Genomic DNA, 25,655 nt, shown 5'->3' with positions numbered 1-25,655 from the left:
GCCCATGCAGCTATTGACCTTGCCGCCCTCGCCCGCCCTCGCGACTTCCATCCGCGCCACCGCCCAAGTGTTCGAAGACCCCAAGTCGCGAGCCCTGCTGGCGCACCTGCAACAGATCGCCCCCAGTGAGGCCAGCGTGCTGATCATCGGCGAGACCGGCACGGGCAAGGAGCTGGTGGCCCGCCACATTCACAACCTCAGCGGCCGTTGCAACCGGCCGTTCGTGGCGGTCAACTGCGGGGCGTTCTCGGAGTCGCTGGTGGAGGCCGAGCTGTTCGGCCACGAGAAAGGCGCCTTCACCGGCGCCCTGGCGGCCAAGGCCGGCTGGTTCGAGGAAGCCAACGGCGGCACGCTGTTCCTCGACGAGATCGGCGACCTGCCCATGGCCATCCAGGTGAAACTGCTGCGGGTGCTGCAGGAACGCGAGGTGGTGCGCCTGGGCTCGCGCAAGTCCATTCCCATCGACGTGCGCGTGCTGGCAGCCACCAACGTGCAGCTGGAGCGGGCGATCAACGCCGGGCACTTCCGTGAAGACCTGTACTACCGCCTCGACGTGGTGAGCATGGACCTGAGCCCGTTGCGCGACCGCCCCGGCGACATCCTGCCGCTGACCCGGCACTTCATCAACGCCTACAGCCAGCGCCTGGGCTACGGCACCGTGACCCTGAGCCCGGAAGCCGAATTCAAGCTGCGCACCTACCAGTGGCCGGGCAACATCCGCGAGCTGGAGAACGTGATTCACCACACCCTGCTGATTTGCCGCAACGGCGTGATCCAGCCTGAGGACCTGCGCCTGTCGCACATGCGCATCGAGCGCCAGGACGACAGCCAGCCCTGCGACGACTCGGCCGAGGCGCTGCTGGAGCGGGCCTTCCAGAAGCTGTTCGCCGAGCAGGCCGGGGCGCTGCACGAGAAGGTCGAGGATGCGCTGCTGCGCGCGGCCTACAAGTTCAGCCACTACAACCAGGTGCACACCGCCAACCTACTGGGCCTGACCCGCAACGTCACGCGCACGCGGCTGATCAAGATCGGCGAACTGGCGGTGAACAAGCGCCGGCCGGGCGAGACCATCCAGCAGGACCGGGTGTTGCAGCTTTCAATCTGACAGTGGCAGGACGCAGCCTTCGGCAGCTGCTACGGCCCCCCGTAGCAGCTGCCGAAGGCTGCGTCCCTGGCCCTCAATGCTCAGGCCGGCTCAGCCAGCCGCGCGGCTTCCAGCTCACGCACCAGCGGCAACACTTGCTTGCCGAAATACTCTACCTCTTCCTGGAAGTGCAGGAACCCCGCCAGCACCAGGTCCACGCCCACCGCCTTCAGCGCGACGATACGCTCGGCGATCTGCCGCGGCGTGCCGATGAGGTTGGTCTTGAAGCCGTCGTTGTACTGCACCAGGTCCTCGTAGCTGGACTTGGCCCAGTTGCCCTCGCCTTCGGGCGAGGCGCTGCCGGCCTGCTTGGCCGCCGCACCGAAGGCGCTGACCGCCTCGAAGTCGGCCTTGTCGATGATCTCGGCCAGCACCGCGCGGGCCTCGGCCTCGGTGTCGCGGGCAATGACGAAGGCGTTGACGCCCACCTTCACCGAGTGGCCGTTGGCCGCCGCCTTGGCGCGAATGTCGTCGACCTGGGCCTTGATGCCTTCCACCGTATTGCCATTGGTGAAGTACCAGTCCGACACCCGCGCCGCCATGTCCCGCGCCGCCCGGCTGCTGCCGCCCTGGAAGATCTCCGGGTGCGGCTGCTGCAGGGGCTTGGGCTTGAGGGTGTAGTCGTTGAAGCGGTAGAAGTCGCCGCGGTAGGTGAAATGGTCCTGGGTCCAGATGCCCTTCAGCGCGGTGATGAACTCTTCCGAGCGGCGGTAGCGCTCGTCGTGCTCCAGCCACGGCTCGCCGATGGCGGTGAACTCGCCCTTGAACCAGCCGCTGACGATGTTCACGGCGATGCGCCCACCGGTGAGCTGATCGATGGTGGCCAGCTGCTTGGCGGCCAGCGCCGGCTGCCACGGGCCAGGCAAAATCGCCGCGATCACTTTCAGCTTCTGCGTGGCCGCCAGCAGCGCGTGGCTGAACGCCACCGACTCGTGCTGGTTGTCGGCGCCGTAGCCGGCGGTGAAGCGGATCTGGGTGAGGCCGTATTCGAAACCGGCGGCTTCGGCCAGCTGCGCCAGCTTGCGGTTGTAGTCGATGTCCCAGCTGGTGCGCTGGGCGATCTTGCTGACCACCAGGCCGCCGCTGACGTTGGGCACCCAATAGGCAAATTTCACGGGGGTATGGCTCATGTCGGTTCGCTCTTCGGGACAAAGGTGAAGTACCCGGAGCAGCAACCGTGCCAAACATTAAAACCTATGAAATTCAATCAGTTGGATGCAAAGGCAATCCGAGCAGCTGTCTGCCCGGATGCAATTGCTGAATCACTGTTGGCCCACCAACAGTTCACTCCAGCGCCGGGCACTCGGGCTGCGACACCCGCGCGGCGAAGCGGATGTAGGCCTTGTCCCCCACCACGTACAGGCCATAGAACGGCCGGCTGACCACCGGCGCGCCCAGGGTGGCGAGGTCCACCGACTCATCGGCCAGGGTGGTCACCCCCCATTTGCGCAGCTGCTCGGGCAGGAACTGGTAGTCGTTGGCGGCGATAAAGCGCAGTGCCGGCAGCATGCGTTGCACGCACACGCGGGCGAAGACGTTGTTGATGTCGTTGTTGTTGTCCTCCAGCACGCTGATGCTGCTGGCCTGGCTGACCTGCGGGTGGTTGAATATGTCCGTCACCACCAGCGTGCGCACAAACTGCTGCAGCTCGTTCTGCTCGCGCAGGTACTGCCCGTAGACGTAGGCGAAAGACAGGAACACCGCCAGCGGCAACGCCAGCACCAGGGTCCAGCGCACTGCCAGGCGTGCGATGAAGCCATGGGCCAGGAGCAGCAGCGCCACCAGCAACGGCGCCACGCCCACCAGGGTACGGGCGTCGGAGTTGTTGCCGAAGTCGTACAGCACCAGCAGCAACCCGCCCACCGCCAGCACGGCCCCCACGGCCGCCAATGCGGTGATGGCCAGGTACGCGGCTTTCAGCCCCGCGCGCACCGGCGTTCGCAGCGCCGTCGCCAGCGTCAGCCCCAGCCCGGCCAGGGCGCACAGCGCCAGCAGGGCGAACACCCAGCCGTTGGCGGGGGTGATGAACAGCCCGACCTTGCCGGCCAGCGCGCCCAGGCGCACGCCCCACTCGTGCAGCGTCGGCCACACCACGCCGCCGCGGTCGTTCATCAGCAGCTGGTAAGCCGTGAGGTAATAGAACACGCCGCCGGCCAGCAACACCGCCAAGTGCTGCAGCGGCTGCCACAGCAGCGCCCTGAACGTGGTGGGGATGGCGGTGTGACGAAGCAGGTCCACGCAGGCCAGGCCGACGAAGACGTTCAGCGGCAGCTGGTCCAGGCTCATGGCCGCCGTCAGCATGGCGCCGCGAACCAGCACCTGCCACCCCGCCGCGCGCAGGCTAAAGCTGATGGCCAGCACCACCAGGGCCACGCCCAGGCTCAGGGTCAGGCATTCGTACTGGTACGACAGTTCCTGCAAGTAGAACGGGTTGTACCACAGCGGCAGCAACACCAGGCAGTGGCTCAGGGTGGGCCGCCGGAACCAGTGGAACGCCAGGTGGGCCAGGGCCACGGCCATCACCAAAATCGCCAGCAGCATCGACAGCGGGAAGAAATCCGGGGTGCCGGGGGTGAAGCTTACGGCGTTGAACAGGTAGTCACCCAGCGGCCGGCCCTCGGGCTTCCACCAGGTAGCCGCCTGCATTTCCCGCAGGTTGTCGTCGATGAACAACACGTTGTCGAGGATCAGCGGCAGCACGTACAGGCCCAGCGCGGCGAGGTAGAACAGTAGCACCTGCAGCGCCGTCAGCGGCTGGCTGGCCAGGGTCTGCAACAGGCGGCCCAGGCGCGCGCCACTGACAATGGGCATTTCAGCAAGGTCGGTATCGTGCGATTGCGGCATCGAAGGCTCCACTTCAGAAAACGGTTCCTGCGACCAGTTCAGTGCAGGGCGGCGCATCCGTCCAGTGTCGGCAGGCCCACGCTTTGCTGATCCGCTGCTGCCACGCCAACAGCGCCAGGCCACCTGGCACGCGCATCGCCCCCGGAAAACGGGGCGGTGCGACGCGGCACGATGCCTGCAACGCGGTGGTATCGAACCAGAGAACCTTGCCATGACCGACCATCAGATCATCAACCCGCTGGCCACCGGCACCGACTACCAGGGCCTGGCCGCCCGCTTCCGGCCGATCTTCGCGCGCATCGCCGAAGGCGCCGTAGCCCGCGAGCAGCAGCGCACCCTGCCCCACGAACCGATTCGCTGGCTCAAGGAAGCCGGTTTCGGCGCCGTGCGCGTGCCGGTGGAGTACGGCGGTGGCGGCGCCTCGTTGCCGCAACTGTTCGAGCTGCTGATTGAACTGGCCGAGGCCGACGCCAACGTACCCCAGGCCCTGCGCGGGCATTTCGCCTTCGCCGAAGACCGCCTCAACGCCCCGCCCTCGCCGGCCCGCGACCGCTGGTTCGCGCGCTTCGTGGCCGGCGATATCGTCGGCTGTGCCTGGACCGAGATCGGCGCGGTAAACATCGGCGACGTGATCACCCAGGTCAGCCCCGACGGCGAACAATGGCGCCTCAACGGCGAGAAGTTCTACAGCACCGGCAGCCTGTTTTCCGACTGGATCGACGTGTTCGCCCGTCGCAGCGACACCGGCGCCGATGTCATCGCCGCCGTGCGCACGAACCAGCCGGGCATCGTCCAGACCGACGACTGGGATGGCTTCGGCCAGCGCACCACCGGCAGTGGCAGCTCGCGCTTCGTGGACGCGGTGGTGGAGGCCGAGCACGTGATCGACTTCGCCAGCCGCTTCAAGTACCAGACCGCGTTCTACCAACTGGTGCTGCTGGCCACCCTGTCAGGCATCGGCCGCGCCGCCCTGCGCGACGTGAGCCAGGGCGTCAGCCAGCGCCGGCGCATCTACAGCCACGGCAACGCGCCGCAGGTCAGCCAGGATGCGCAAGTGCAGCAGGTGGTGGGCGAAATCGCCGCCTGGGTGTACGCCGCCGAAGCCGCTACCTTGCGCGCCACGCAGCCGGCACAGCGCGCCTACCTGGCGCGCTTCGGCCACGACGCGGCTGCCGAACACCAGGCCAACGTCGACGCCGAGCTGGAATCGGCGCGCGCCCAGGTCGCGGTCACCGAACTGATCCAGCGCGCCACCACCACGCTGTTCAACGCCCTGGGCGCCTCGGACGTGCGCACCGGCAAGTCCCTGGACCGCCATTGGCGCAACGCGCGCACGGTGTCCTCCCACAACCCCACCATCTACAAGGCGCGCATCGTCGGTGACTGGGCCATCAACGGCACCGAACCGCCGTTCGTGTGGCAGATCGGCAACGGCCCCTCCGCCACGTAGCAGCAACTGTCTGGAAAATGGCGTCGTCTGCATCGCGACCAAGGTCGGCTCCTACGCCGTTCGTGGTAGGAGCCGGCCTTGGCCGCGATGCAGGCGACGCGGTCCATGCGGTATCCGCATTCGCGTAGCAGCTGCCGAAGGCTGCGTCCGGCGGCGGTCCTGCATTGCTCCAGGACGCGGCCTGCGGCCGCTGCTACAGGCCCCGTAGGATGCGGCGCGCCCCTGTAGCAGCTGCCGAAGGCGGCGTCACAGGCACCACGGTGGCTCCGGACGCAGCCTGGCGGCAGCGGCTACGGGGATTGTGTGACCAGGGTATTGGCCAGGGCCTTGGCTTGCAGCGCCACGTCGGTGACGGCGGTGCTTTCCCACCACAGGCCGCGCAGCGGTGGGCCCATGGCGAACAGCCGGGGCGAGGCCTGGCCGGCGGCGTCGTGCACGGCGCCGTTGGCTTGGGCAGCGATGCCCAGCGCCAGCGGGCCGGGGCGGATCAGGCCGCGCGCCAGCAGCTGCCGGGGCAGCGGCCGGTCCACGCGGCGCCAGTCGTATTCGATGCCGGTGGAGTTGATCAGCGCCACACCGGTATCGATGCGCTCGGCGGCCTGGCCGCGGTCACGCACGCGGATGCCCACCAGGCCGTCTTCGGTGGGGGCCAGGCCCAGCAGTTGCGCGGCGTCGATGCGCACCCGCCCCTCTTCCAGCAAGCGCTGCAGCAATGCATCGCTGGGCGGCGGCGAGCGGTGGTGATGGCTTTCCCACCACGGCCGCGCATGGCGCACGAACTGGCGCTTGTGCCAAGCGCTGGCACCGCTCCACAGCCGGCCGATGTGGGCGCGCACGGTGTCCAGCGGCGCCTGCCAGTCGATGCCGGCGGCCTGGGCCTCGCGGCATTGCCGGCGCAGCGCGCGCCACACCTGCAACGGCGTGCGGAGGGTGGGGTCGGCGGCCAGGAAGTCCGGCCACGTCGGCGGCTGCCGGCGCACCTGGGGCAGCAGGCCATGGCGCGAATAGATCTGGATCGGCCCGCGGTGCCCGGCCTGTTCCAGGGACACCACGGCGTCGACCATGGTCAGCCCGGAGCCGATGATCAGCACCCGGCCGTCTGGGTCGAGGCCAGCCATGGCCTGCACGTCCCATGGGTCCACCGCCGCGGCGTTGAGGCCGCTGGACTGGCGCTGGCGGGTGCGCGCCGCCGGGAACATGCCGGTGGCCAGCACCGCCTGGCTGCCGTGCACCTGGCTGCCGTCGGCGAGGGTCAGGCGCACGCCATCGGCGTCCACCTGCAGGTCGACGATTTCGCTGCGCACATGCTCCAGGGTCGATCCCCAGGTGGCGCCCGCTGCTCGCGCCGCCGCCAGGTGCTGCTGGGCGTAGACGCCAAACAACCCGCGCGGCGGGAACAACTCGGCCACCGGCACGTGCTGGCGGTCGGACTCGGGCCAGCCGCCGGCGGCGATGTGCGCAGCCAGCCACTGGGTCAGGTCCTCGGCGTTGTCGGGGTCCACGCTCATGCGCGCGGCGTTGCCGTTGAGGGTGTGGCCCAGCTCGGTGGCGCTATAGGCTTCGCCGCGGCCCAGCTCGGGGCGCGGTTCGAACACCCGCAGCCGACGCTGGCCGGGCTGGCGCAGCAGTTGCGCGGCCAGCAGGGTGCCGGACAGGCCGCCGCCGATGATCAGGATGTCTTGCATGGGGTGCTCACTGTTAGCAGTGGGGTTGCCGGGAACATCATAAACAGCTTCACGGTTTTCGGTAGCCCGCCGCCGGGTGATTGCCGGGCAGCCGCGCACCTTCGCCGAACAACTTCTCGCGCAGGGTGCCGCTGCGGTACTGGGTCTTGTAAACGCCGCGCTTCTGCAGTTCGGGCACCAGGTGGTCGACCACGTCGCTGAAGGTCTCGTGGGTCACCGCGTAGGCCAGGTTGAAGCCATCGACATCGGTGTCGGCCACCCACTCCTCCAGCAGGTCGGCGACGGTCTCGGGGCCGCCGACGAACAGCGGGCCGAAGCCGCCGATGCCCACCCAGTCCGCCAGCTCGTTGGGGGTCCAGACCGTGTCCGGGTCGGCGGTGCTGAAGGCTTCCACCGCCGACTGGATGGCGTTGGTCTTGACGTGGCGCAGGGCCTCTCCGGGCTGGAACTGGCTGAAGTCGATGCCGGTCCAGCCGCTGATCAGCGCCATGGCGCCCTCGTAGCTGACCCAGGACTTGTACTCCTCGAACTTGACCCGGGCCTTGGCGTCGGTCTCGTCGACGATCACCGTCTGCAGGTTGAAGATCAGCACGCTGCGCGGATCGCGCCCGGCCTCGGCGGCGCGGCGGCGGATGTCGGCCACGGTCTTCTTCAGCAGCACCTTGGACGGCGCGGCAACGAACACGCACTCGGCATGCTCGGCGGCGAATTGCTTGCCCCGGCTGGACGCGCCCGCCTGGTACAGCAGCGGCGTGCGCTGCGGCGACGGTTCGCACAGGTGAATGCCGGGCACCTGGAAGTGCTTGCCGTGGTGGTTGATGGGGTGGATCTTGCTCGGGTCGCTGAAGAGGCGCCGCTCGCGGTCGCGTAGCACCGCGTCCTCCTCCCAACTGCCTTCCCACAGCTTGTAGCAGACCTCCAGGTACTCCTCGGCGTAGTCATAGCGCGCGTCGTGCTCGGTCTGTGCGGCCTGGCCGATGTTCTTGGCGCCGCTCTCCAGGTACGAGGTGACGATGTTCCAGCCGGCGCGGCCCTGGGTCAGGTGGTCCAGGGTCGACAGGCGCCGGGCGAACGGGTACGGGTGCTCGAACGACAGCGACGCGGTGAGGCCGAACCCCAGGTGCTCGGTGACCATCGCCATGGGTGGAATCAGCTGCAACGGGTCGTTGACCGGCACCTGGGTGGCCTGGCGAATGGCGGCGTCGCCATTGCCCTGGTACACGTCGTAGATACCCAGCACGTCGGCGATGAACAGGCCGTCGAACTTGCCGCGCTCGAGGATTTTAGCCAGGTCGGTCCAATAGGCCAGGTCCTTGTATTCCCACGAGCGGTCCCGCGGGTGCGCCCACAGGCCTGGGGACTGATGCCCCACGCAATTCATGTCAAAGGCGTTGAGGCGGATTTCACGCGACATGCAGCTCTCCAAACTGAACAAAGATTCATACACTTGATGAGCAGGTCATTGCACAGTGCGTGCCGCTTCGCCGCGCCCCATGTTTGCGGGGCCATGGCCATAAGCCGGGGCGGCACGGGCTTGCTGTTGGCCAGCAAACTGTTGCGCGGCTGTTGGCTGGGCAACAGTGGCGGCGCGGGCGTGGGACGAAAATTTCACGGCCAGCGTTATACAGTTACTTTTTATGGGTAGACTGCCCGGTCGCCTGAGCGTCTGTTTTTATTCAACGGTAAACCGCAACGACCCTGGCCGGGTCGCGCACCTGCCTGTGCGAGCGTATGGAGATGTGATGAGAGTTGACCTGGATGCCCCGGCTGGGGATCTGCACGCCCTGCCGCGGTTCGTGCGCGCGGCCTGGCAGGCGCGCCGCCTGTTCGGCCTGATGCTGGGGCTGGGGGCGCTGCTGATGCTGGCCCTGGTGGCCGGTATTTTCGTTGAGCTGTTTACCCGTGATTCGCTGTGGGTGCCGCTGCTGTGCGGCATCAGCGCCAGCTGCCTGACCCTGCTGGGCAGCAGCCAGTGGGCCTGGCGCATCGCCCGGTGGCGCGCCGCCGCGCTCAACGGCGAACCGCTGGAACCGGTCACCGAGTGGGTGCAGGACGAGCCTCGCGGCGCCTACGACCGCCTGCTGGACCGCGTCGGCGACACCCTGGCGGTGTGGCTGCAACGCCTGGGCGTGGCGGCACTGTGGCTGATGGCCGGCTGCGTGCTGGCGCTGCTGCTGGTGAACTACGGCTGGAACCTCAACCTGGCGCCCCAGGCCCTGGGCCAGACCGCTTACGCCGTCGCCGGGCTGTTGCTGGTGGTGGCCTTCGCCCTGCTGGTGCTGGAGCGCCACCTGAACGCCTGCGACCCGGTGGAGTGGCCCGAGGCCTCGGGCCTGGCCCTGCAACTGCGCATCACCCTGGCCAGCCTGCTGCTGGCCGCGGTGTGCCTGTTCTTCGCCAACGGCGAGGCGGTGTGGCCGCTGCGCCTGGCGGTGCTGGCCGGCCTGCTGCCGGCCCTGGGCGCCCTGGAGCTGCTGGTGCGCGCGCTGCTGTCAGTGTTCAGCCCGCAGCGCCTGACCCTGGAACCGCAAATCGTCGCCGACAGCCTGTTCGCCGGCCTGCTGAACTGGCCGCCGCGCCCGCTGCGGCGCCTGCAGGATGAAATGCAGCAGCGCTTCGGCATCGACCTGCGGCAGATCTGGGCGCTGGGCTTCATGCGCCGCGCCAGCCTGCCGGTGCTGGCTTTGATCGCCCTGATCGGCTGGCTGCTGAGCGGCGTCACCCAGGTGCCCATGAACGGCCGCGCCGTGTACGAGCAGTTCGGCAAGCCGCTGACCGTCTACGCCCCGGGCCTGCATGTGGGCCTGCCGTGGCCGTTCGGCCAGGCGCGCACCGTGGAGAACGGAGTGATCCATGAGCTGGCCACCAGCGCCGAAGGCGGCGCCGGCGATGAAACCAGCAGCGCCGACGGCCCGGCGCCCGTCACCGCCAACCGCCTGTGGGACGCCTCGCACCGCGCCGAGAAATCCCAGGTCATCGCCAGCAGCGCCGGCGACAAGCAGAGCTTCCAGGTGGTGAACATGGACGTGCGCTTCGTCTACCGCATCGGCCTGACCGACAAGGCCGCCCTGGCCGCCACCTACAACAGCGCCGACGTCCCGGCGTTGATCCGCAGCACCGCCAGCCGCGTGCTGGTGCACCAGTTGGCCGGCCGCGAGCTGGACGACATGCTCGGCGAGGCCCGCGCGCAGCTGGGCGAGGACATCGGCAAGCAGGTGCAGGCCGACCTCGACCGCCTCGACAGCGGCGTCGAGCTGCTGGCCACCGTGGTGGAAGCCATCCACCCACCGGCCGGCGCCGCCGACGCCTACCACGGCGTGCAGGCCGCGCAGATCGGCGCCCAGGCGCTGATCTCCCGCGAGCGCGGCAACGCCAGCGTCACCAGCAACCAGGCGCGTACCGACGCCAGCATGGCCACCGACAACGCCCAGGCCACCAGCGCCGAGAACCTGGGCGCCGCCAAGGCCGCCGACCTGCGCTTCAGCGCTGAACTGCAAGCCTGGCATAGCGCCGGCCAGGCGTTCATCAACGAGCAGTATTTCAGCCAGCTGGCCCAGGGCATGGCCAATGCCAAGGCGTTGATCCTTGACCATCGCATTGCCCGGGACGAGCCGCCGACCCTGGACCTGAGAACCTTCGCCGCGCCGGTCGACCCCGGCCAGCCACGCCGCTAACGGCCTGCAGGAGTTTTGATTTTGAGTACATCGCACAACCACGCGGGCCACGACCACGGCCACGATCATCATGACCATGATCATGCGCACCACGACCACGACCACGGCCATGACCACGACGATGGCGCGCCGTCGCGCCCCTGGAAGCGCATCGGCATCGCCGCCCTGCTGGTGCTGTTCGCCATCGCCACCGCCTGCCTGGTGCAGGTGCGCAGCGGCGAAGCCACGGTCATCACCCGCTTCGGCAACCCCTCGCGCGTGCTGCTGGAGCCGGGCCTGAACTGGCGCCTGCCGATCCCGTTCGAATCGGCGGTGCCGGTGGACCTGCGCCTGCGCACCACCTCCAGCGGCCTGCAGGACGTGGGCACCCGCGACGGCCTGCGGATCATCGTCCAGGCCTACGTGGCGTGGCAGGTACAGGCCGACAACGCCGACGTGCAGCGCTTCATGCGCGCGGTGCAGAACCAGCCTGACGAAGCCGCACGGCAGATCCGCACGTTCCTTGGCTCGGCGCTGGAAACCTCGGCCAGCGGCTTCGACCTGTCGAGCCTGGTGAACACCGACGCCAACAAGGTGCAGATCGCCGACTTCGAAGACCACGTGCGCCAGCAGATCGCCAAGCAGCTGCTCGACACCTACGGCGTGCGCGTGCTGCAGGTGGGTATCGAACGCCTGACCCTGCCCGCCGTGACCCTCAATGCCACCGTCGAGCGCATGCGCGCCGAGCGCGAGACCATCGCCACCGAACGCACCGCCGAAGGCAAGCGCCAGGCGGCGGAGATTCGCTCCGGCGCCGAGCGTGACGCGCGCATCCTGCAGGCCGACGCCACGGTGAAGGCGGCCGATGTGGAAGCGCAGTCGCGGGTGGAAGCTGCGCAGATCTACGGCAAGGCGTACGCCGGCTCGCCCGAGCTGTACAACCTGCTGCGCTCGCTGGACACCCTGGGCACCATCGTCAACTCGGGCACGCGCCTGGTGCTGCGTACCGATGCGGCGCCGTTCCGCGCCCTGGTCGACGGCCCGCCACAGCTGGCCGCCCCCGCCGCCGCCAGCGGTGCCAAGCCATGAGTGGTGCCGCCCCCGACCCACGGCTGCCCAGCCCCTGGCTGCAGGCCGGCCGCCTGACGTTCCTGGCGCTGTACGGCGTCACCCTGCTGGCGGCCTTCGGCTGGGCCGTGTCGAACATTCGCCAGGTGGGCCCGGAAAGCCGCGCCGTGGTGCTGCGCATGGGCGCCTTGGAGCGCATCCACAGCGCCGGCCTGCTGATGGCCTGGCCGCGGCCGTTCGAGCAGGTGGTGATGCTGCCCTCGGCTGACCGCGTCATCGAACAGCGGGTGGAAACCCTGCTGCGCGAGAACCAGACCCGCGGCATCGACCCCAACACCTCGCCCAACAGCGACGCGGTGGCCGGCGCCGGCTACCTGCTGACCGGCGACGCCGGGGTGGTGCAGCTGGACGTGCGCATTTTCTACAAGGTGGTGGACCCGTACCAGTACGTGCTGCAGAGCGCCAACATGACCGCCGCACTGGACCGCCTGGTCGCCCGCAGCGCCGTGGCCGTGTCCGCCTCCCGCGACCTGGACACCATCCTGGTGGCCCGGCCGGAACTGGTGGGCAGCGACAGCCAGGCCGCCGAGCGCCGCGAGCGCCTGCGTGGCGACCTGATGCAGGGCATCAACCGCAGCCTTGACGCCTTGCAGGCCCAGGGCGCCGGCCTGGGCGTGCACATCGAGCGCGTCGACCTGCAGTCGAGCCTGCCCGATGGCGCGGTCAACGCCTTCAACGCCGTGCTCACTGCCAGCCAGAAGGCCGAGCAGAACATCGCCTCGGCCCGCAACGACGCCGCCAAGGTGACCCAGGCCGCCACCCAGGAGGCCGACCGCACCCTGCAGGTGGCCCACGCCCAGGCCAGCGAGCGCCTGGCCAAGGCCCAGGCCGACACCGCCACCATCGCCAGCCTGGCCCAGACCCAGCGCGACCACAGCGACCCGGGCCTGCTGATGCGCCTGTACCGCGAGCGCGTCCCGGCCATCCTGCAGAAGGCAGGTTCGGTCACCACCGTCGATCCCCACGACGACGCCCGTCTGATTCTGCAAGGCAGCCAACCATGAGTGCGCATTCCCACCATCACCACGGCCACGCCCACCACGGGCACTCCCATGGCCACCTCACCGGCGGCATGCTCAGCGTCGACGAGCGCCGCAGCGCCGCCCGCCAGCTGACCCTGGCCATGGTCGCCCTCGGCCTACTGGCGCTGGGGCTGGGCTGGCACTGGTTCGACCCGGCCCAGGACGGCGTGGCGCAGATCCTGTTCGGCGTGGCCTCGCTGCTGGTGGCCATTCCGGTGCTGCGCTCGGCCTGGTTCAGCATCCGCCACCCCAGCCTGCACGGCCTCACCGACCAGCTGGTGGCCATCGCTCTGCTGGGCGCCTGGGCCACCGGCGACCTGCTGACCGCGGCGTTGTTGCCGATCCTGATGATCTTCGGCCACGTGCTGGAGGAACGCAGCGTGATCGGCTCCCAGGAGGCCATCGAGTCCCTGGGCAAGCTGACCCGTAGCCATGCGCGGCTCATAGCCGCCGACGGCAGCATCCGCGAAGTAGACAACGCCAGCCTCAAGGCCGGCGACCAGGTGGAAGTGCGCGCCGGCGACCGCGTGCCGGCCGACGGCCGCGTGCTGGAAGGCCAGGCCAGCCTGGACACCGCGCCCATCACCGGCGAATCGGTGCCGGTGCAGGCCGCGCCGGGCATGGACGTGTTCGGCGGCGCCATCAACCTCGATGGCCTGCTGCGCATCGAGGTGTCGCGTACCGGCGAAGACTCGACCCTGGGCAAGGTCATCGCGCTGATGCAGAAGGCCGAGCAGTCGAAGCCGCCGATCACCCGTCTGCTGGAGCGCTACGCCGGCCAGTACATGGTGCTGGTGCTGCTGATTGCCGCCGTCACCTGGTTCATCACCAACGACCCGCAGGCGATGCTCGCCGTGCTGGTGGCCGCCTGCCCGTGCGCGCTGGTGCTGTCGGCACCGGCCACGGCCATCGCCGGCATCGCCGTGGCCGCACGCCATGGCATCCTGATCCGCAGCTCGGCGTTCCTGGAAGAGTTCGCCGACCTCAGCTCGCTGGTGATCGACAAGACCGGCACCCTCACCTACGGCGCCCTGCACCTGCAGCGCCTGCAGGTGGTGCCCGAGTGCAGCGCCGACGAGCCGACCCTGCTGCACCTGGCCGCCAGCCTCGGCGCGGCCAGTAGCCACCCGGTGAGCCGCGCCCTGGCCACCCTGGTGCCCCAGGACGCCTACCACCCGCTGGAGCAGTTGCGCGAGCGCCAGGGCCTGGGCGTGATCGCCCAGACCCCGCAGGGCGAAGCGGCCCTGGGCCGCGCCGAGTTGTTCCAGCAGCTGGGCGTGGACCTGCCGCCGGTGCCCGAGCACGACGGGCCGATCGCCGGCCTGGCGTTGAACGGGCGCTTCCTGGCCTGGCTGCTGCTGGCCGACCAGGTGCGCCCGGAGGCCGCCGCGGCGCTGGCCGACCTGCGTGAACTGGGCCTGGGCCGCCAGCTGCTGCTGACCGGCGACCGCCTGCCGGTGGCCAACGCCCTGGCCGCCGAGGTGGGCATCACCAACGTGGTGGCCCAGGCGCTGCCGGAAGACAAGCTGCACCGGGTCACCGACGAAATCGGCAACGGCTTCCGGCCGCTGGTGGTGGGTGACGGCATCAACGACTCGCTGGCGCTGAAAGCTGGCGTGGTGGGCGTGGCCATGGGCGCCGGCGGTGCCGACATCGCCCTGGCCTCGGCCGACATCGTGCTGATCGGCAGCGACCTGCGCCGCCTGGGCACCTGCGTGCGCCTGAGCCGCCAGTGCCGCCGCACCTTGCAGGTGAACGTCGCCATCGGCCTGGGCTGGACCCTGGCCATCGTCGCGGCGGCGGCCTTCGGCATGCTGGGTGTGGCGGGCGCGGTGGTGGCGGCGTTGCTGCATAACCTCAGCACGCTGCTGGTGCTGGGCAATGCCGGGCGCTTGCTGCGGATCGAGGAGCCTCTCAAATAGGGGCTCGACTCCGATTCATTGCCAGGCACGCAAGGTGGACCGGGTGATGTCACAGACATAATTGGCCCGAAACAAATGTAGGAGCCGACCTTGGTCGCGATGCGCCGCGCGGGCGGCGCTCGATCTCATGGGCCCAGCAGGCCGAACGGCAAGCGCCCAGTCGCCATTATGCCATCCAGCAGCCTGACCCCAGCAGCTACCCCGGACCGCTGGGTTGCTGATAGGTGCTTGTCGGTAGTCCTTCGGTGTTCCAGCAATCGAGCGCCGCCCGCGCGGCGCATCGCGACCAAGGTCGGCTCCTACTGTCTATTTCGGGCCAGTTATGCCTGTGACATCACCTCGTTAGCCTTGTTTGCAGGGCCTTTGATCTTTGCAGGGCTACCCCCGGCCGCGCAACGCGATCGGGCGGTACAGGGTGCGCAAGCCATACTTCTCGCGATACTCACTCAACGCATGCCCCGTCACCCGCAGGAAAATCTTGCGTAGCGCGCCGACGTCCTGGTAGCCCACGCTGGCGGCGATCTGGTCGACGTTGCGCTGGCTGGTTTCCAGCAGATGGCAGGCGCGGGCAATGCGCAGGTGCTGGCAGTATTCGGTGGGCTTGAGGCCGGTGCTGGCGTGGAAACGACGCAGGAAGGTGCGCGGCTCCAGCCCGGCGCAGGCGGCCATGTCATCCAGGGTCACGCCCATGGCGCGGTTGTCCTGCAGCCACAGTTGCACCTTGAGCACCGCCGCGTGGCCGTGGTCCAGGCGCGGCTGGAACGGGCTGGGGGGCAGCGGCTGGTCGCGTGGCGGCACGTTGAGCATGGCGTGGGTCTCCACCGCCAGCGATGCGCCGAAGTACAGCGCCAGCACCGCCAGGCCCAGCTCTTGCCAGGCCTGGCTGCCCGCCGCGGTGACCACGTCGCCTTCGTCCACCATCGGCTCTTGGGGCAACACCCGCACCTGCGGGTAATGCGCGGCCAGGGCCATGGCCGCGTCCCAGTGAAGCGTGGCCCGGCGGCCCTGCAACAGCCCGGCCATGGCCAGCAGCCAGGCGCCACTGTCGACGGCCATCAGCATCGCCCCGCCGGCATGCCAGCGGCGCAACGCCTGCAGCACCGGCGCCAGGGCCTCGGCATCAGGCACGCCGGCCTGGGCCAGCGGCGGCACGAACACCACTGCTGGCACAGCGCCTGCGTCCGAGTCCGCCAGGCTGTCTGCCCGCACGGTTGGCGTTTTCGACATGCCCAGCTCTGCCCTCACCTGCTGTGCACAGGCAAACAGGTCGAGCAGCCCTGCCGTGCTGGAGGGCTGGGCACCGGGGTATTGCAGCAGGCCCAGGCGCAGCGTCGAAGGTTCGGGGATGTCTGTCATTTTTCACTGCCCTTTGCGCGAATTGGCACATGCTACCGAAACTGGGTGGGGGCAGAGAAGTGCTTTAGAACACCACGTTGCGCACAAAGCGCACGGCCACCTCGCCCTCGTTACGATAGCCATGGGGACGCTGGCTGGCGAACATGCAGAACTCGCCGGCGGCGACCTGTCGGGTAGCACCGTCGAGTTCCAGGGTCAGGCAGCCTTCGTAGACGAACACCTGCTCGCTGAAACCCTCGCCATCACAGCTGCTGTCATAGCGTTCGCCCGGCGCCAGGCACCACTCCCACAGCTCCACCTCGCGCCGCGCCGGGGCGCTGGCCAGCAGCACGGCCTTGCTGCCGGGCTGGCTACCGGCCCAGGCCAGTTCGTTGATGCGGTTGGGGTCGCGGTTGTCGGGGGCGCGGATCAGGTCGCTGAACACCACGTCCAGGGCCTCGGCCACGCGGTCCAGGGTGCCGAGGCTGACGTTCTTCTCACCGGCCTCGATGGCCACCAGCATGCGCCGGCTGACCCCGGAGCGTTCGGCCAGGGCGCTCTGGCTCAGGCCGGCGGCATGGCGCAGGCGGCGCACGTTGTGGCTGACGTGTTGCAGCACCGAGGCACGGGAGGGGGAGTCTGGGGGCACGGGGTTCGGCTCTGGGGCGAAATATGCGCAGTATATTGCATTACCCCCCTTGTGGGAGCTGGCTTGCCAGCGAGCTGTCGAGGCCCTGAAAGCTCGCTGGCAAGCCAGCTCCCACAAATACCGTCAACGCCAACGAAAACCGAAGGCTTGTAAAATTTTGTCATGAAAAAGCTGGCAAATAGACCACTATTGTAAGGTTCTGGCACAGCTTCGCGGTTGGTGATGCCCGCCCGGCACCGTATGATCCTTTATCCCCTCCAGCAGATCAGATCGCTATGTCATTGATAGTCCTACTGCTTCTGCCTTTCATTGGTAGCTGCCTGGCAGCGGTGCTGCCCCACGACGCGCGCAACCGCGAGTCGATCCTGGCCGGCGTGGTGGCCCTGACGGGCACCGTCGCGGTGGCATCGATGTACCCGCAGATCGCCCACGGCGGTGTCATCCGCGAGACCTACGCGTGGCTGCCCAGCCTGGGCCTGGACTTCACCCTGCGCATGGACGGCTTCGCCTGGCTGTTCTCGCTGCTGGTGCTGGGGATCGGCACGCTGGTGTCGCTGTACGCGCGCTACTACATGTCGCCGGACGACCCGGTGCCGCGCTTCTTCGCGTTTTTCCTGGCGTTCATGGGCGCCATGCTCGGCCTGGTGATTTCCGGCAACCTGGTGCAGATGGTGTTTTTCTGGGAGCTGACCAGCCTGTTCTCGTTCCTGTTGATCGGCTATTGGCACCACCGCGCCGACGCCCGCCGCGGCGCCTACATGGCCCTGGCGGTGACCGGTGCCGGCGGCCTGTGCCTGCTGGCCGGGGTGCTGTTGCTGGGCCAGGTGGTGGGCAGTTACGACCTGGACACGGTGCTGGCGGCCGGCGCGCAGATCCGCGCCAGCCACCTGTACCCGGTGCTGCTGGCGCTGATCCTGATTGGCGCCCTGAGCAAGAGCGCGCAATTCCCCTTCCATTTCTGGCTGCCCCACGCCATGGCCGCGCCCACGCCGGTGTCGGCGTACCTGCACTCGGCAACCATGGTCAAGGCGGGGGTGTTCCTGCTGGCGCGGCTGTGGCCGTCGCTGTCGGGCAGCGAGCAGTGGTTCTGGATGGTCAGCGGCGCTGGCGCCTGCACCCTGTTGCTGGGCGCCTACTGCGCCATGTTCCAGAATGACTTGAAGGGCCTGCTCGCCTACTCCACCATCAGCCACCTGGGCCTGATCACCCTGCTGCTGGGGCTCAACAGCCCGCTGGCAGCGGTGGCGGCGGTGTTCCACATTCTCAACCACGCCACCTTCAAGGCCTCGTTGTTCATGGCCGCCGGCATCATCGACCATGAAAGCGGCACCCGCGACATCCGCCGCCTGAGCGGGCTGTTCCGGCTGATCCCCTTTACCGCCACCCTGGCCATGGTGGCCAGCGCCGCCATGGCCGGGGTGCCGCTAATGAACGGCTTCCTCAGCAAGGAAATGTTCTTCGCCGAAACGGTGTTCATCACCTCCACCGCCTGGGTCGAGGCGGCGCTGCCGGCCATCGCCACCGTCGCCGGCACCTTCAGCGTGGTCTACGCCCTGCGTTTCACCGTCGACGTGTTCTTCGGCCCGCCCGCCACCGACCTGCCCCACCAGCCCCACGAGCCGCCACGCTGGATGCGCGCACCGGTGGAGCTGCTGGTGCTGCTGTGCCTGGTGGTGGGCATTTTCCCGGCGCAGTCGGTGGGGCCGCTGCTGGCCGCCGCCGCGCTGCCGGTGGTGGGCGGCGAGCTGCCCGCGTACAGCCTGGCGATCTGGCACGGCTTCAACGCACCGCTGATCATGAGCCTGATCGCCATGGGCGCCGGCGTGCTGCTATACCTGCTGTTGCGCGGGCAACTGCAGCGCGGGCGCTTCCAGCGGCCGCCACTGGTGGGCCGGTTCAACGGCAAGCGCCTGTTCGAGCGCAGCCTGGTGCTGCTGATGCGCCTGGCGCGGCGCAGCGAACGCTGGCTGACCACCCGGCGCCTGCAACCGCAGTTGTTCATGCTGGTGCTGGTGGCCGTGGTGGCCGGGCTCATCCCGCTGCTGCACAGCGGCCTGGGCTGGGGCCTGCGGCCGAAAATCGCCGGCTCGGGGGTGTTCGTCGCCCTGTGGCTGATCGCCATTGCCTGCGCCTTGGGCGCTGCCTGGCAGGCCAAGTACCACCGGCTGGCGGCCCTGACCATGGTCAGCGTCTGCGGGCTGATGACCTGCATCACGTTCATCTGGTTCTCGGCGCCGGACCTGGCCCTGACGCAGTTGGTGGTCGAGGTGGTGACCACGGTGCTGATCCTGCTGGGCCTGCGCTGGCTGCCACGGCGTATCGAGGACGCCCTGCCGCTGCCCGGCAGCGAAGGCCGCGCCCGCCTGCGCCGGCTGCGCGACCTGGTGCTGGCCGTCGCCGTGGGCGGCGGCATGGCGGCGCTGTCGTACGCCATGCTGACCCGCGCCACGCCCAACCATATCTCCGAGTTCTACCTGCGCAAGGCGCTGCCCGAGGGCGGCGGCAGCAACGTGGTCAACGTCATGCTGGTGGACTTCCGCGGCTTCGACACGTTGGGCGAGATCACCGTGCTGGCGGCCACGGCCCTGGCCATCTTTGCCCTGCTGCGGCGCTTCCGGCCACCGCGCGAGAGCATCCAGCTGCCGGCCCAGCAGCGCCTGCTGGCGCCTGACGTGGTCACCGACCTGGTCAACCCGCGCCAGGCCAGCGACACCGCCCTGGGCTTCATGATGGTGCCGGCGGTGTTGGTGCGGCTGCTGCTGCCGATCGCCCTGGTGGTGGCCATGTACCTGTTCATGCGCGGCCACAACCAGCCCGGCGGCGGCTTCGTCGCCGGCCTGGTGATGGCAGTGGCGTTCATCCTCCAGTACATGGTGGCCGGCACCCAGTGGGTGGAGGCGCAGATGCGCCTGCGGCCGCTGCGCTGGATGGGCGTGGGCCTGCTGTTCGCAACGCTGACCGGGGTGGGCGCGATGCTTCTGGGCTATCCGTTCCTCACCACCCACACCGCGCACCTGCACCTGCCACTGCTGGGCGAGGTGCACGTGGCCAGTGCGCTGTTCTTCGACATCGGCGTGTTCAGCGTGGTGGTCGGTTCCACGCTGCTGATCCTCACCGCTTTGGCGCACCAGTCGGTACGCAGCCACAAACCCACCGGGCTGCCCAAGCCCATTGCCGTACCGCAAGGGAGTGCCTGATGGAAGAAGTCATCGCAATTGCCATCGGCGTGCTGGCCGCCTCGGGGGTGTGGCTGATCCTGCGGCCGCGGACCTTCCAGGTGGTGATGGGCCTGTGCCTGCTGTCCTACGGGGTGAACCTGTTCATCTTCAGCATGGGCAGCCTGTTCATCGGCAAGGAGCCGATCATCAAGGACGGCGTGCCCCAGGACCTGCTGCACTACACCGACCCGCTGCCCCAGGCGCTGGTGCTCACGGCCATCGTCATCAGCTTCGCCATGACGGCGCTGTTCCTGGTGGTGCTGCTGGCGTCGCGCGGGCTGACCGGCACCGACCATGTGGACGGCCGGGAGCGTCAGGAATGAGCCTGATGCCGTCCCTGCTGATCGCGCCCATACTGCTGCCGCTGCTGACCGCCGCGGTGATGCTGTTGCTGGGCGAGAAACACCGCCCGCTGAAAGCCCGTATCAACCTGCTGTCCACCCTCGCCGGCCTGGGCATCGCCGCGCTGCTGCTGCACGGCGCCCAACAGCAGGGCCCAGCCAGCGCCATTGGCGTGTACCTGCCGGGCAACTGGCCGGCGCCGTTCGGCATCGTGCTGGTGCTGGACCGCCTGTCGGCGCTGATGCTGGTGCTCACCGGCATCGTCGCCAGCGCCGCCCTGCTGTTCGCCATGGCGCGCTGGGACCGCGCCGGGGCCAGCTTCCATGCGCTGTTCCAGATCCAGCTGATGGGCCTGTACGGCGCCTTCCTGACCGCCGACCTGTTCAACCTGTTCGTGTTCTTCGAGGTGCTGCTGGCCGCGTCCTACGGCATGCTGCTGCATGGCTCGGGGCGCGCGCGGGTGTCCTCGGGGCTGCATTACATCGCCATCAACCTGCTGGCGTCGTCGTTGTTCCTGATCGGCGCGGCGATGATCTACGGCGTCACCGGCACCCTCAGCCTCGCCGACCTGGCGCTGAAGATCCCGCTGGTGCCGGAAGCCGACCGCGGCCTGCTGCACGCTGGCGTGGCGATCCTGGCCACGGCGTTCCTGGCCAAGGCCGGCATGTGGCCGCTGAACTTCTGGCTGGTGCCCGCCTACGCCGCGGCCAGCGCACCGGTGGCGGCGCTGTTCGCGATCATGACCAAGGTGGGGGTCTATACCCTGCTGCGGCTGTGGACCCTGCTGTTCTCCAACCAGGCCGGGGCCTCGGCGCATTTCGGCGGCGCCTGGCTGCTGTACGGCGGGCTGGTGACCATCGCCGTGGCAGCGGTGGGCGTGCTGGCGGCCCAGCGCCTGGAGCGCATGGCCAGCCTGAGCATCCTGGTGTCGGCCGGCACGCTGCTGGCCGCCATTGGCTTCGGCGTGCCGGCGATCACCGGCGGCGCGCTGTTCTACCTGGTCAGTTCCACCCTGGCGCTGGCGGCGCTGTTCCTGCTGGCCGAGCTGATCGAGCGCTCGCGTTCGGCCAACGACATTCCCCTGGACGACGACGGCGACCTGCTGCCGCGCCCGGTGGAGTCGCTGCACCCGCCCAAGGGCATCAACCTGGACGATGAGCAGAAGGCGGTGGTCGGCCAGGTGATTCCCTGGACCATGGCGTTCCTGGGCCTGAGTTTCATCGCCTGTGCGCTGCTGGTGATCGGCATGCCGCCGCTGTCGGGGTTCATCGCCAAGCTGAACCTGATCCGCCTGCTGTTCGGCGACGCCAGCCCAGCCGCGTGGGCGTTCGTCACGCTGCTGATCCTCTCGGGGCTGGCGACCTTGCTGGCCATGACCCGCGTCGGCGTGCAGCGCTTCTGGACGCCCCAGGAGCGGCCATCGCCGCTGCTGCGTCGCTTCGAGTGCGTGCCCATCGTGGTGCTGCTGGGCCTGTGCCTGCTGCTGACCGTGCAGGGCGAGGCGCTGCTGCGCTTCACCCAGGACACCGCTGCCCGGCTGGACGACCCCGCCCAGTACATCGAGGCCGTGATGGCCGCCGAGGTGCGCCCATGAAGCGCCTGCTCCCCGCGCCGCTGCTGAGCCTGGCCTGCGCCCTGCTCTGGCTGTTGCTGAACCTGTCACTGAGCCCGGGCAACCTGCTGCTGGCGGCGCTGCTGGGCGTGCTGGCGCCGCTGCTGATGACCTCGCTGCGGCCGCTGCCGGTGCGCATTCGCAAGCCAGGCACCATCCTGCGCCTGCTGGGCCGGGTGGGCATCGATGTGGTGGCGTCCAACCTGCAGGTGGCCTGGGGCGTGCTCAACCTGGGCCGCCGGCCGCCGCGCTCGGCGTTCGTCAAGGTGCCGCTGGAGCTGCGTGACGCCAACGGCCTGGCCGCCTTGTCGGCCATCACCACGGTAGTGCCGGGCACGGTGTGGTCCGAACTGGCGCTGGACCGCAGCATCCTGCTGCTGCACGTGTTCGACCTGGACGACGAGGCGCGCTTCATCACGCACTTCAAGACCACCTACGAACGCCCGCTGATGGAGATCTTCGAATGAGCGCCCTGCTTGACCCTGTCATCGTGCTGAGCCTGGCGATCTTCGCCGTGGCCATGCTGCTGACCCTGTACCGGCTGTTCAAGGGCCCCTCGGCCCAGGACCGGGTGCTGGCGCTGGATTACCTGAGCATCCTGGGCATGTTGACCATCCTCACCTTGGGCATTCGCAATGGCAGCGAAACCTACTTCGAGGCGGCGTTGCTGATTGCCCTGTTCGGCTTCGTCGGCTCGTTCGCCCTGGCCAAGTTCCTGCTGCGTGGCGAGGTGATCGAATGAACGAGTTACCCATCTGGGTGCAGGCAGCTATCGGCGCGTTGCTGCTGCTGGGCAGCCTGTTCGCGCTGCTGGGGGCCATCGGCATGGTGCGCCTGAAAGACTTCTTCCAGCGCATGCACCCGCCGGCCCTGGCCTCGACCCTTGGCGCCTGGTGCGTGGCGCTGGCGTCGATCCTGTACTTTTCCTTCAGGGAACAAAGCCCGGTGCTGCATGCGTGGCTGATCCCCATCCTGCTGGCCATCACCGTGCCGGTGACCACGCTGCTGCTGGCGCGCACGGCGCTGTTCCGCAAGCGCATGGCCGGCGAGGCGGTGCCTGGCGAGGTTAGCAGCCGGCGTTGATCACAAGCCCTGCGGTGTGCCGGACGCAACCTTCGGCAGCTGCTACGGGGACGCGCGCAACCCGCCGATCGCGTCGTCTGCACCTATCGCAGGCAACGCGGTTTCCGTAGCAGCGGCCGCAGGCCGCGTCCAGGGCGCCGCGCTGTTCAGGGACACTGTGGTGAACCCGGACGCAGCCTTCGGCAGCTGCTACGGGCGCGCGCAACCCGATGATCGCGTCGTCTGCATCGCGGCCAAGGTTGGGAAGCAGGCAACGCGGTTTCTGTAGCAGCGGCCACAGGCCGCGTCCAGGGCGCCGCGCTATTCCGGAACACCGCGGTGAACCCGGACGCAGCCTTCGGCAGCTGCTACGGGCGCGCGCGCCCCTTTGCATCGCGGCCAAGGCCGGCTCCAACCACACGCGGCGTTGGGATACAGGCACCGCGTCAGAGGGCTGCGGCGACTTTCTCGGCCACCGGTGCCGGCACCCAGCTACGCCACAGTTGCGGTTGGGCCTTGAGGAACTCGGTCGCCACCTGGCGTGGCGGCAAATGGCCCTCGCTCATGGTCGCCAGCGCCTTGTTGAGGTCGTCGATGGGCAGCTGCACCTGCTGGAAGAACGTTACCAGCTGCGGGTACTGCTGGGCGAACGCCGACGACACCCCTACCGACAGAATCGAGGGCGGTGACCGCGTTGGCTTTGGCGCCGGGTTGTCGGCCTGGGTCAGGGTCTTCCAGGCCTCGGGGTCGAACGGCGGTTCCTGCAGCTGCACCAGCTTGTAGCGGCCCAGCAGCGGCGTCGGCGACCAGTAGTAGAACAGCACCGGCTGGCCGCGCTTGATCTGCGAAGTGATCTCGGCGTCCAGCGCCGCACCACTGCCGGAGCGGAAATTGCTGTAAGTGTCGGTCAGGCCATAAGCCTTGAGCTTCTGGCCGTTGACTACTTCGGAGGTCCAGCCAATGGGGCTGTTGAGGAAACGGCCCTTGTCGGGGTTCTCCGGGTCGCGGAACACCGCCTTGTAGCGTGGCAGGTCGCTGACGCTGCGCAGGTCCGGCGCCAGCGGCTTGAGGCCGCGCGCGGGGTCGCCCTTGATCACGTATTCAGGCACCCACCAGCCTTCGGTGGCGCCGGCCACCAGGTTGCCCAGGCCCTTGACCTGGCCCGCCGCCTCGGCCTTGACCCACACGGGGCTGCGCCCCGCCCACTCCTCGGCGATCACCTGGATGTCGTTTTTCGCCAGCGCGGTTTCCAGGGTGATGGTGGTGCCTGGCAGGGTGTCGGTGGGAATGTCGTAGCCTTTTTCCACCACGATGCGCAGCAGCTCGGTGATCAGGCTACCGCTTTCCCAGTTCAGGTCGGCAAAGTGCACAGGCGCCGGGGCCGCGCGCAGGGGCGCCACCACCAGTGCCAGGCACCAGAATACAACGGGAACGATCAGTTTCATTGGGCACGGTCTCTACAGTCAGGACTCACTGACTGTAGACCAGTGCCAACGGCTTATTCGCTGGGCTTGAAGGTCAACTCGCCCTTGCGCCACTTGGCGGCCTTGGACGAGGCGGCCTTGAGGGTCTTGGCCAGGCCTACCTGCAGCTGTTCCTTGGCGGCGAAGACCATGACCACGGTCTGGCTTTCCTTGAACACGATGCCTTCGCCGTCAGCGGTGCTGACAAACGCATATTCACCCAGGCCATACACCGCCAACTTGATCTCGCGGAACTTGATTTCAAACTTGCCGCCTTCACGGCTGGGCAATACTGCGGCGCGGAAGTGGTCGCCAACCTTGAGTTCCAGGCGCTGCTTGTCATCGACCACCAATGCACTTTCAGTGTCGATCTCGGCCATGTAGATACCTTCGGCCGTTTGCTCGGTGACATACACGAAACGCGATTGAAAGAGTTTCACCAGTTTGGCGCGAAGATCGCCCAGCACGAACAAGGCGTGCATTTCCAGATTACTTACTGCCAATTAAAAAATCCTCAAAATGAAAAACCGCCCGTGACAACGTGGGCAGCTGAACTGAACCTGTCCACACCCGATAACCAAGGTGCGGAACAACATGAAAACAAGTCCATGGGCAGGCGCGCGGCACAAGCCTACAAGAAAGCCCCCCGGCTGGGACGCTCACGGATAGAGACTGCCCTTGAAGGAGAAGGCACAGGAACGCGTCGGCCATTGCCCAACTGCTGGAATCAGCAATACGCCGCAGGTTAAAGCGCCATTTCCTACATCGTGACGAAGTAAAAAGTGCGATAGCTATGCAACTCGCTCGACCATGAGGGTCAACGCGACAGCAGACAGTCCCCACAGGAAGGAACGAATATGCACGAATCAATGGAAAGCCGTCGAGGGAATATCGACACGGCTGACGCGGCTATCGACTTCGGCGCTGCATTGTACCGGCTGGAGGTCCCGCAGGGCTACCGTAACACGCTGCGTTGTCACGTGATTCCCGCCGGTCGCGACTTTTTTCATATACGTGAACTGGGTTCGGGGCGCACCCTGGGGTTTCGCTGCGGGCACCTGGCCGCGTGCGCCCTGGCCAGGCAGCTGGAAAGTACGATCCTGGCCTCAAGGAGTTTGTAGCCAAG

General features: G+C 68.2%; 21 protein-coding genes. 13 read left to right on the top strand and 8 right to left on the bottom strand.

The window, feature by feature from the left end:
* Positions 1–4: 4 nt before the first annotated feature.
* Positions 5–1,105, top strand: a complete 1,101-nt coding sequence (locus ACWKWX_RS29620; protein ID WP_416423643.1) for a sigma-54 interaction domain-containing protein — start codon at positions 5–7, stop codon at positions 1,103–1,105.
* Positions 1,106–1,185: 80 nt separating this feature from the next.
* Here ACWKWX_RS29620 and sfnG read toward each other — a convergent pair whose 3' ends face one another.
* Complete coding sequence (sfnG, locus tag ACWKWX_RS29615; RefSeq protein WP_483829602.1) at positions 1,186–2,274, bottom strand: dimethylsulfone monooxygenase SfnG; 1,089 nt, start codon at positions 2,272–2,274, stop codon at positions 1,186–1,188.
* A 154-nt stretch (positions 2,275–2,428) separates the two neighbouring features.
* Positions 2,429–3,988 carry a glucosyltransferase domain-containing protein gene (locus tag ACWKWX_RS29610; RefSeq protein WP_483829601.1) on the bottom strand — a complete coding sequence of 520 codons (1,560 nt, stop codon included), beginning with the start codon at positions 3,986–3,988 and terminating at the stop codon, positions 2,429–2,431.
* A 211-nt stretch (positions 3,989–4,199) separates the two neighbouring features.
* On the opposite strand from ACWKWX_RS29610, the gene ACWKWX_RS29605 reads away from it, so the two are divergent.
* Positions 4,200–5,438, top strand: a complete 1,239-nt coding sequence (locus ACWKWX_RS29605; RefSeq protein WP_483829600.1) for an acyl-CoA dehydrogenase family protein — start codon at positions 4,200–4,202, stop codon at positions 5,436–5,438.
* A 290-nt stretch (positions 5,439–5,728) separates the two neighbouring features.
* Here ACWKWX_RS29605 and ACWKWX_RS29600 read toward each other — a convergent pair whose 3' ends face one another.
* Positions 5,729–7,123 carry an FAD/NAD(P)-binding protein gene (locus ACWKWX_RS29600; protein ID WP_483829599.1) on the bottom strand — a complete coding sequence of 465 codons (1,395 nt, stop codon included), beginning with the start codon at positions 7,121–7,123 and terminating at the stop codon, positions 5,729–5,731.
* A gap of 49 nt (positions 7,124–7,172) precedes the next feature.
* A complete protein-coding gene (locus ACWKWX_RS29595; RefSeq protein ID WP_483829598.1) occupies positions 7,173–8,537 on the bottom strand; it encodes an LLM class flavin-dependent oxidoreductase in 1,365 nt (454 codons plus the stop codon).
* A 328-nt stretch (positions 8,538–8,865) separates the two neighbouring features.
* Between ACWKWX_RS29595 and hflK (ACWKWX_RS29590) the strand changes: the two genes are divergently transcribed.
* The 4 genes from hflK (ACWKWX_RS29590) to ACWKWX_RS29575 all read left to right on the top strand — a co-directional run bounded on the left by hflK (ACWKWX_RS29590) (position 8,866) and on the right by ACWKWX_RS29575 (position 14,848).
* On the top strand, positions 8,866–10,797 hold the full coding sequence (gene hflK / locus ACWKWX_RS29590; protein WP_473006195.1) for a protease modulator HflK: 1,932 nt from the start codon (positions 8,866–8,868) through the stop codon (positions 10,795–10,797).
* A gap of 15 nt (positions 10,798–10,812) precedes the next feature.
* Positions 10,813–11,865: a protease modulator HflC gene (hflC, locus tag ACWKWX_RS29585; RefSeq protein ID WP_483829597.1), complete on the top strand. Its 1,053-nt coding sequence runs from the start codon at positions 10,813–10,815 to the stop codon at positions 11,863–11,865.
* On the top strand, positions 11,862–12,908 hold the full coding sequence (gene hflK / locus ACWKWX_RS29580) for a protease modulator HflK (protein WP_416423632.1): 1,047 nt from the start codon (positions 11,862–11,864) through the stop codon (positions 12,906–12,908). The genes hflC and hflK (ACWKWX_RS29580) overlap by 4 nt, the downstream gene beginning before the upstream one ends.
* A 68-nt stretch (positions 12,909–12,976) precedes the next feature.
* Positions 12,977–14,848, top strand: a complete 1,872-nt coding sequence (locus tag ACWKWX_RS29575; protein ID WP_476301684.1) for a cation-translocating P-type ATPase — start codon at positions 12,977–12,979, stop codon at positions 14,846–14,848.
* A gap of 378 nt (positions 14,849–15,226) precedes the next feature.
* Here the strand turns inward: ACWKWX_RS29575 and ACWKWX_RS29570 are convergent, their stop codons facing one another.
* The gene (locus tag ACWKWX_RS29570; protein WP_483829596.1) at positions 15,227–16,204 is read right to left on the bottom strand and encodes a GlxA family transcriptional regulator; all 978 of its coding nucleotides are present in this window, start codon (positions 16,202–16,204) and stop codon (positions 15,227–15,229) included.
* A gap of 64 nt (positions 16,205–16,268) precedes the next feature.
* Positions 16,269–16,832: a helix-turn-helix domain-containing protein gene (locus ACWKWX_RS29565; RefSeq protein WP_483829595.1), complete on the bottom strand. Its 564-nt coding sequence runs from the start codon at positions 16,830–16,832 to the stop codon at positions 16,269–16,271.
* A gap of 275 nt (positions 16,833–17,107) precedes the next feature.
* On the opposite strand from ACWKWX_RS29565, the gene ACWKWX_RS29560 reads away from it, so the two are divergent.
* The 6 genes from ACWKWX_RS29560 to ACWKWX_RS29535 are packed head-to-tail and all read left to right on the top strand — an operon-like array spanning position 17,108 to position 23,087.
* Complete coding sequence (locus ACWKWX_RS29560) at positions 17,108–20,029, top strand: monovalent cation/H+ antiporter subunit A (protein ID WP_473006189.1); 2,922 nt, start codon at positions 17,108–17,110, stop codon at positions 20,027–20,029.
* The gene (locus tag ACWKWX_RS29555; protein WP_416423628.1) at positions 20,029–20,373 is read left to right on the top strand and encodes a Na+/H+ antiporter subunit C; all 345 of its coding nucleotides are present in this window, start codon (positions 20,029–20,031) and stop codon (positions 20,371–20,373) included. Before ACWKWX_RS29560 ends, ACWKWX_RS29555 begins: the two co-directional genes overlap by 1 nt.
* Entirely contained in the window at positions 20,370–21,986 is a 1,617-nt protein-coding gene (locus ACWKWX_RS29550) for a monovalent cation/H+ antiporter subunit D (RefSeq protein WP_416423627.1), read from the top strand. Before ACWKWX_RS29555 ends, ACWKWX_RS29550 begins: the two co-directional genes overlap by 4 nt.
* Positions 21,983–22,471 carry a Na+/H+ antiporter subunit E gene (locus tag ACWKWX_RS29545; protein ID WP_483829594.1) on the top strand — a complete coding sequence of 163 codons (489 nt, stop codon included), beginning with the start codon at positions 21,983–21,985 and terminating at the stop codon, positions 22,469–22,471. The genes ACWKWX_RS29550 and ACWKWX_RS29545 overlap by 4 nt, the downstream gene beginning before the upstream one ends.
* The gene (locus tag ACWKWX_RS29540; protein ID WP_483829593.1) at positions 22,468–22,746 is read left to right on the top strand and encodes a K+/H+ antiporter subunit F; all 279 of its coding nucleotides are present in this window, start codon (positions 22,468–22,470) and stop codon (positions 22,744–22,746) included. The genes ACWKWX_RS29545 and ACWKWX_RS29540 overlap by 4 nt, the downstream gene beginning before the upstream one ends.
* The gene (locus ACWKWX_RS29535) at positions 22,743–23,087 is read left to right on the top strand and encodes a Na+/H+ antiporter subunit G (RefSeq protein ID WP_416423624.1); all 345 of its coding nucleotides are present in this window, start codon (positions 22,743–22,745) and stop codon (positions 23,085–23,087) included. Before ACWKWX_RS29540 ends, ACWKWX_RS29535 begins: the two co-directional genes overlap by 4 nt.
* A gap of 425 nt (positions 23,088–23,512) precedes the next feature.
* Here ACWKWX_RS29535 and ACWKWX_RS29530 read toward each other — a convergent pair whose 3' ends face one another.
* Positions 23,513–24,511, bottom strand: coding sequence for an ABC transporter substrate-binding protein (locus tag ACWKWX_RS29530; protein ID WP_483829592.1), 999 nt, complete (start codon positions 24,509–24,511; stop codon positions 23,513–23,515).
* A gap of 53 nt (positions 24,512–24,564) precedes the next feature.
* A complete protein-coding gene (locus tag ACWKWX_RS29525; RefSeq protein ID WP_473006184.1) occupies positions 24,565–25,032 on the bottom strand; it encodes a hypothetical protein in 468 nt (155 codons plus the stop codon).
* Positions 25,033–25,386: 354 nt separating this feature from the next.
* Between ACWKWX_RS29525 and ACWKWX_RS29520 the strand changes: the two genes are divergently transcribed.
* Entirely contained in the window at positions 25,387–25,650 is a 264-nt protein-coding gene (locus ACWKWX_RS29520) for a hypothetical protein (protein ID WP_483829591.1), read from the top strand.
* Positions 25,651–25,655 lie beyond the last annotated feature (5 nt).

It is taken from the genome of Pseudomonas imperatae, assembly GCF_057128625.1.
The sequence above is the reverse complement of the archived record's forward strand: the minus strand, read 5'-3'. Positions and strand labels throughout refer to the sequence as shown.

Coding starts and splice junctions, on each gene's coding strand:
- ACWKWX_RS29570 (WP_483829596.1), bottom strand. CDS start 16,204: ATGACAGACATCCCCGAACCTTCGACGCTGCGCCTGGGCCTGCTGCAA.
- hflK (WP_416423632.1), top strand. CDS start 11,862: ATGAGTGGTGCCGCCCCCGACCCACGGCTGCCCAGCCCCTGGCTGCAG.
- ACWKWX_RS29545 (WP_483829594.1), top strand. CDS start 21,983: ATGAAGCGCCTGCTCCCCGCGCCGCTGCTGAGCCTGGCCTGCGCCCTG.
- ACWKWX_RS29620 (WP_416423643.1), top strand. CDS start 5: ATGCAGCTATTGACCTTGCCGCCCTCGCCCGCCCTCGCGACTTCCATC.
- ACWKWX_RS29555 (WP_416423628.1), top strand. CDS start 20,029: ATGGAAGAAGTCATCGCAATTGCCATCGGCGTGCTGGCCGCCTCGGGG.
- ACWKWX_RS29540 (WP_483829593.1), top strand. CDS start 22,468: ATGAGCGCCCTGCTTGACCCTGTCATCGTGCTGAGCCTGGCGATCTTC.
- ACWKWX_RS29530 (WP_483829592.1), bottom strand. CDS start 24,511: ATGAAACTGATCGTTCCCGTTGTATTCTGGTGCCTGGCACTGGTGGTG.
- hflK (WP_473006195.1), top strand. CDS start 8,866: ATGAGAGTTGACCTGGATGCCCCGGCTGGGGATCTGCACGCCCTGCCG.
- ACWKWX_RS29595 (WP_483829598.1), bottom strand. CDS start 8,537: ATGTCGCGTGAAATCCGCCTCAACGCCTTTGACATGAATTGCGTGGGG.
- ACWKWX_RS29560 (WP_473006189.1), top strand. CDS start 17,108: ATGTCATTGATAGTCCTACTGCTTCTGCCTTTCATTGGTAGCTGCCTG.
- ACWKWX_RS29575 (WP_476301684.1), top strand. CDS start 12,977: ATGCTCAGCGTCGACGAGCGCCGCAGCGCCGCCCGCCAGCTGACCCTG.
- sfnG (WP_483829602.1), bottom strand. CDS start 2,274: ATGAGCCATACCCCCGTGAAATTTGCCTATTGGGTGCCCAACGTCAGC.
- ACWKWX_RS29605 (WP_483829600.1), top strand. CDS start 4,200: ATGACCGACCATCAGATCATCAACCCGCTGGCCACCGGCACCGACTAC.
- ACWKWX_RS29600 (WP_483829599.1), bottom strand. CDS start 7,123: ATGCAAGACATCCTGATCATCGGCGGCGGCCTGTCCGGCACCCTGCTG.
- ACWKWX_RS29520 (WP_483829591.1), top strand. CDS start 25,387: ATGCACGAATCAATGGAAAGCCGTCGAGGGAATATCGACACGGCTGAC.
- ACWKWX_RS29535 (WP_416423624.1), top strand. CDS start 22,743: ATGAACGAGTTACCCATCTGGGTGCAGGCAGCTATCGGCGCGTTGCTG.
- ACWKWX_RS29610 (WP_483829601.1), bottom strand. CDS start 3,988: ATGCCGCAATCGCACGATACCGACCTTGCTGAAATGCCCATTGTCAGT.
- ACWKWX_RS29550 (WP_416423627.1), top strand. CDS start 20,370: ATGAGCCTGATGCCGTCCCTGCTGATCGCGCCCATACTGCTGCCGCTG.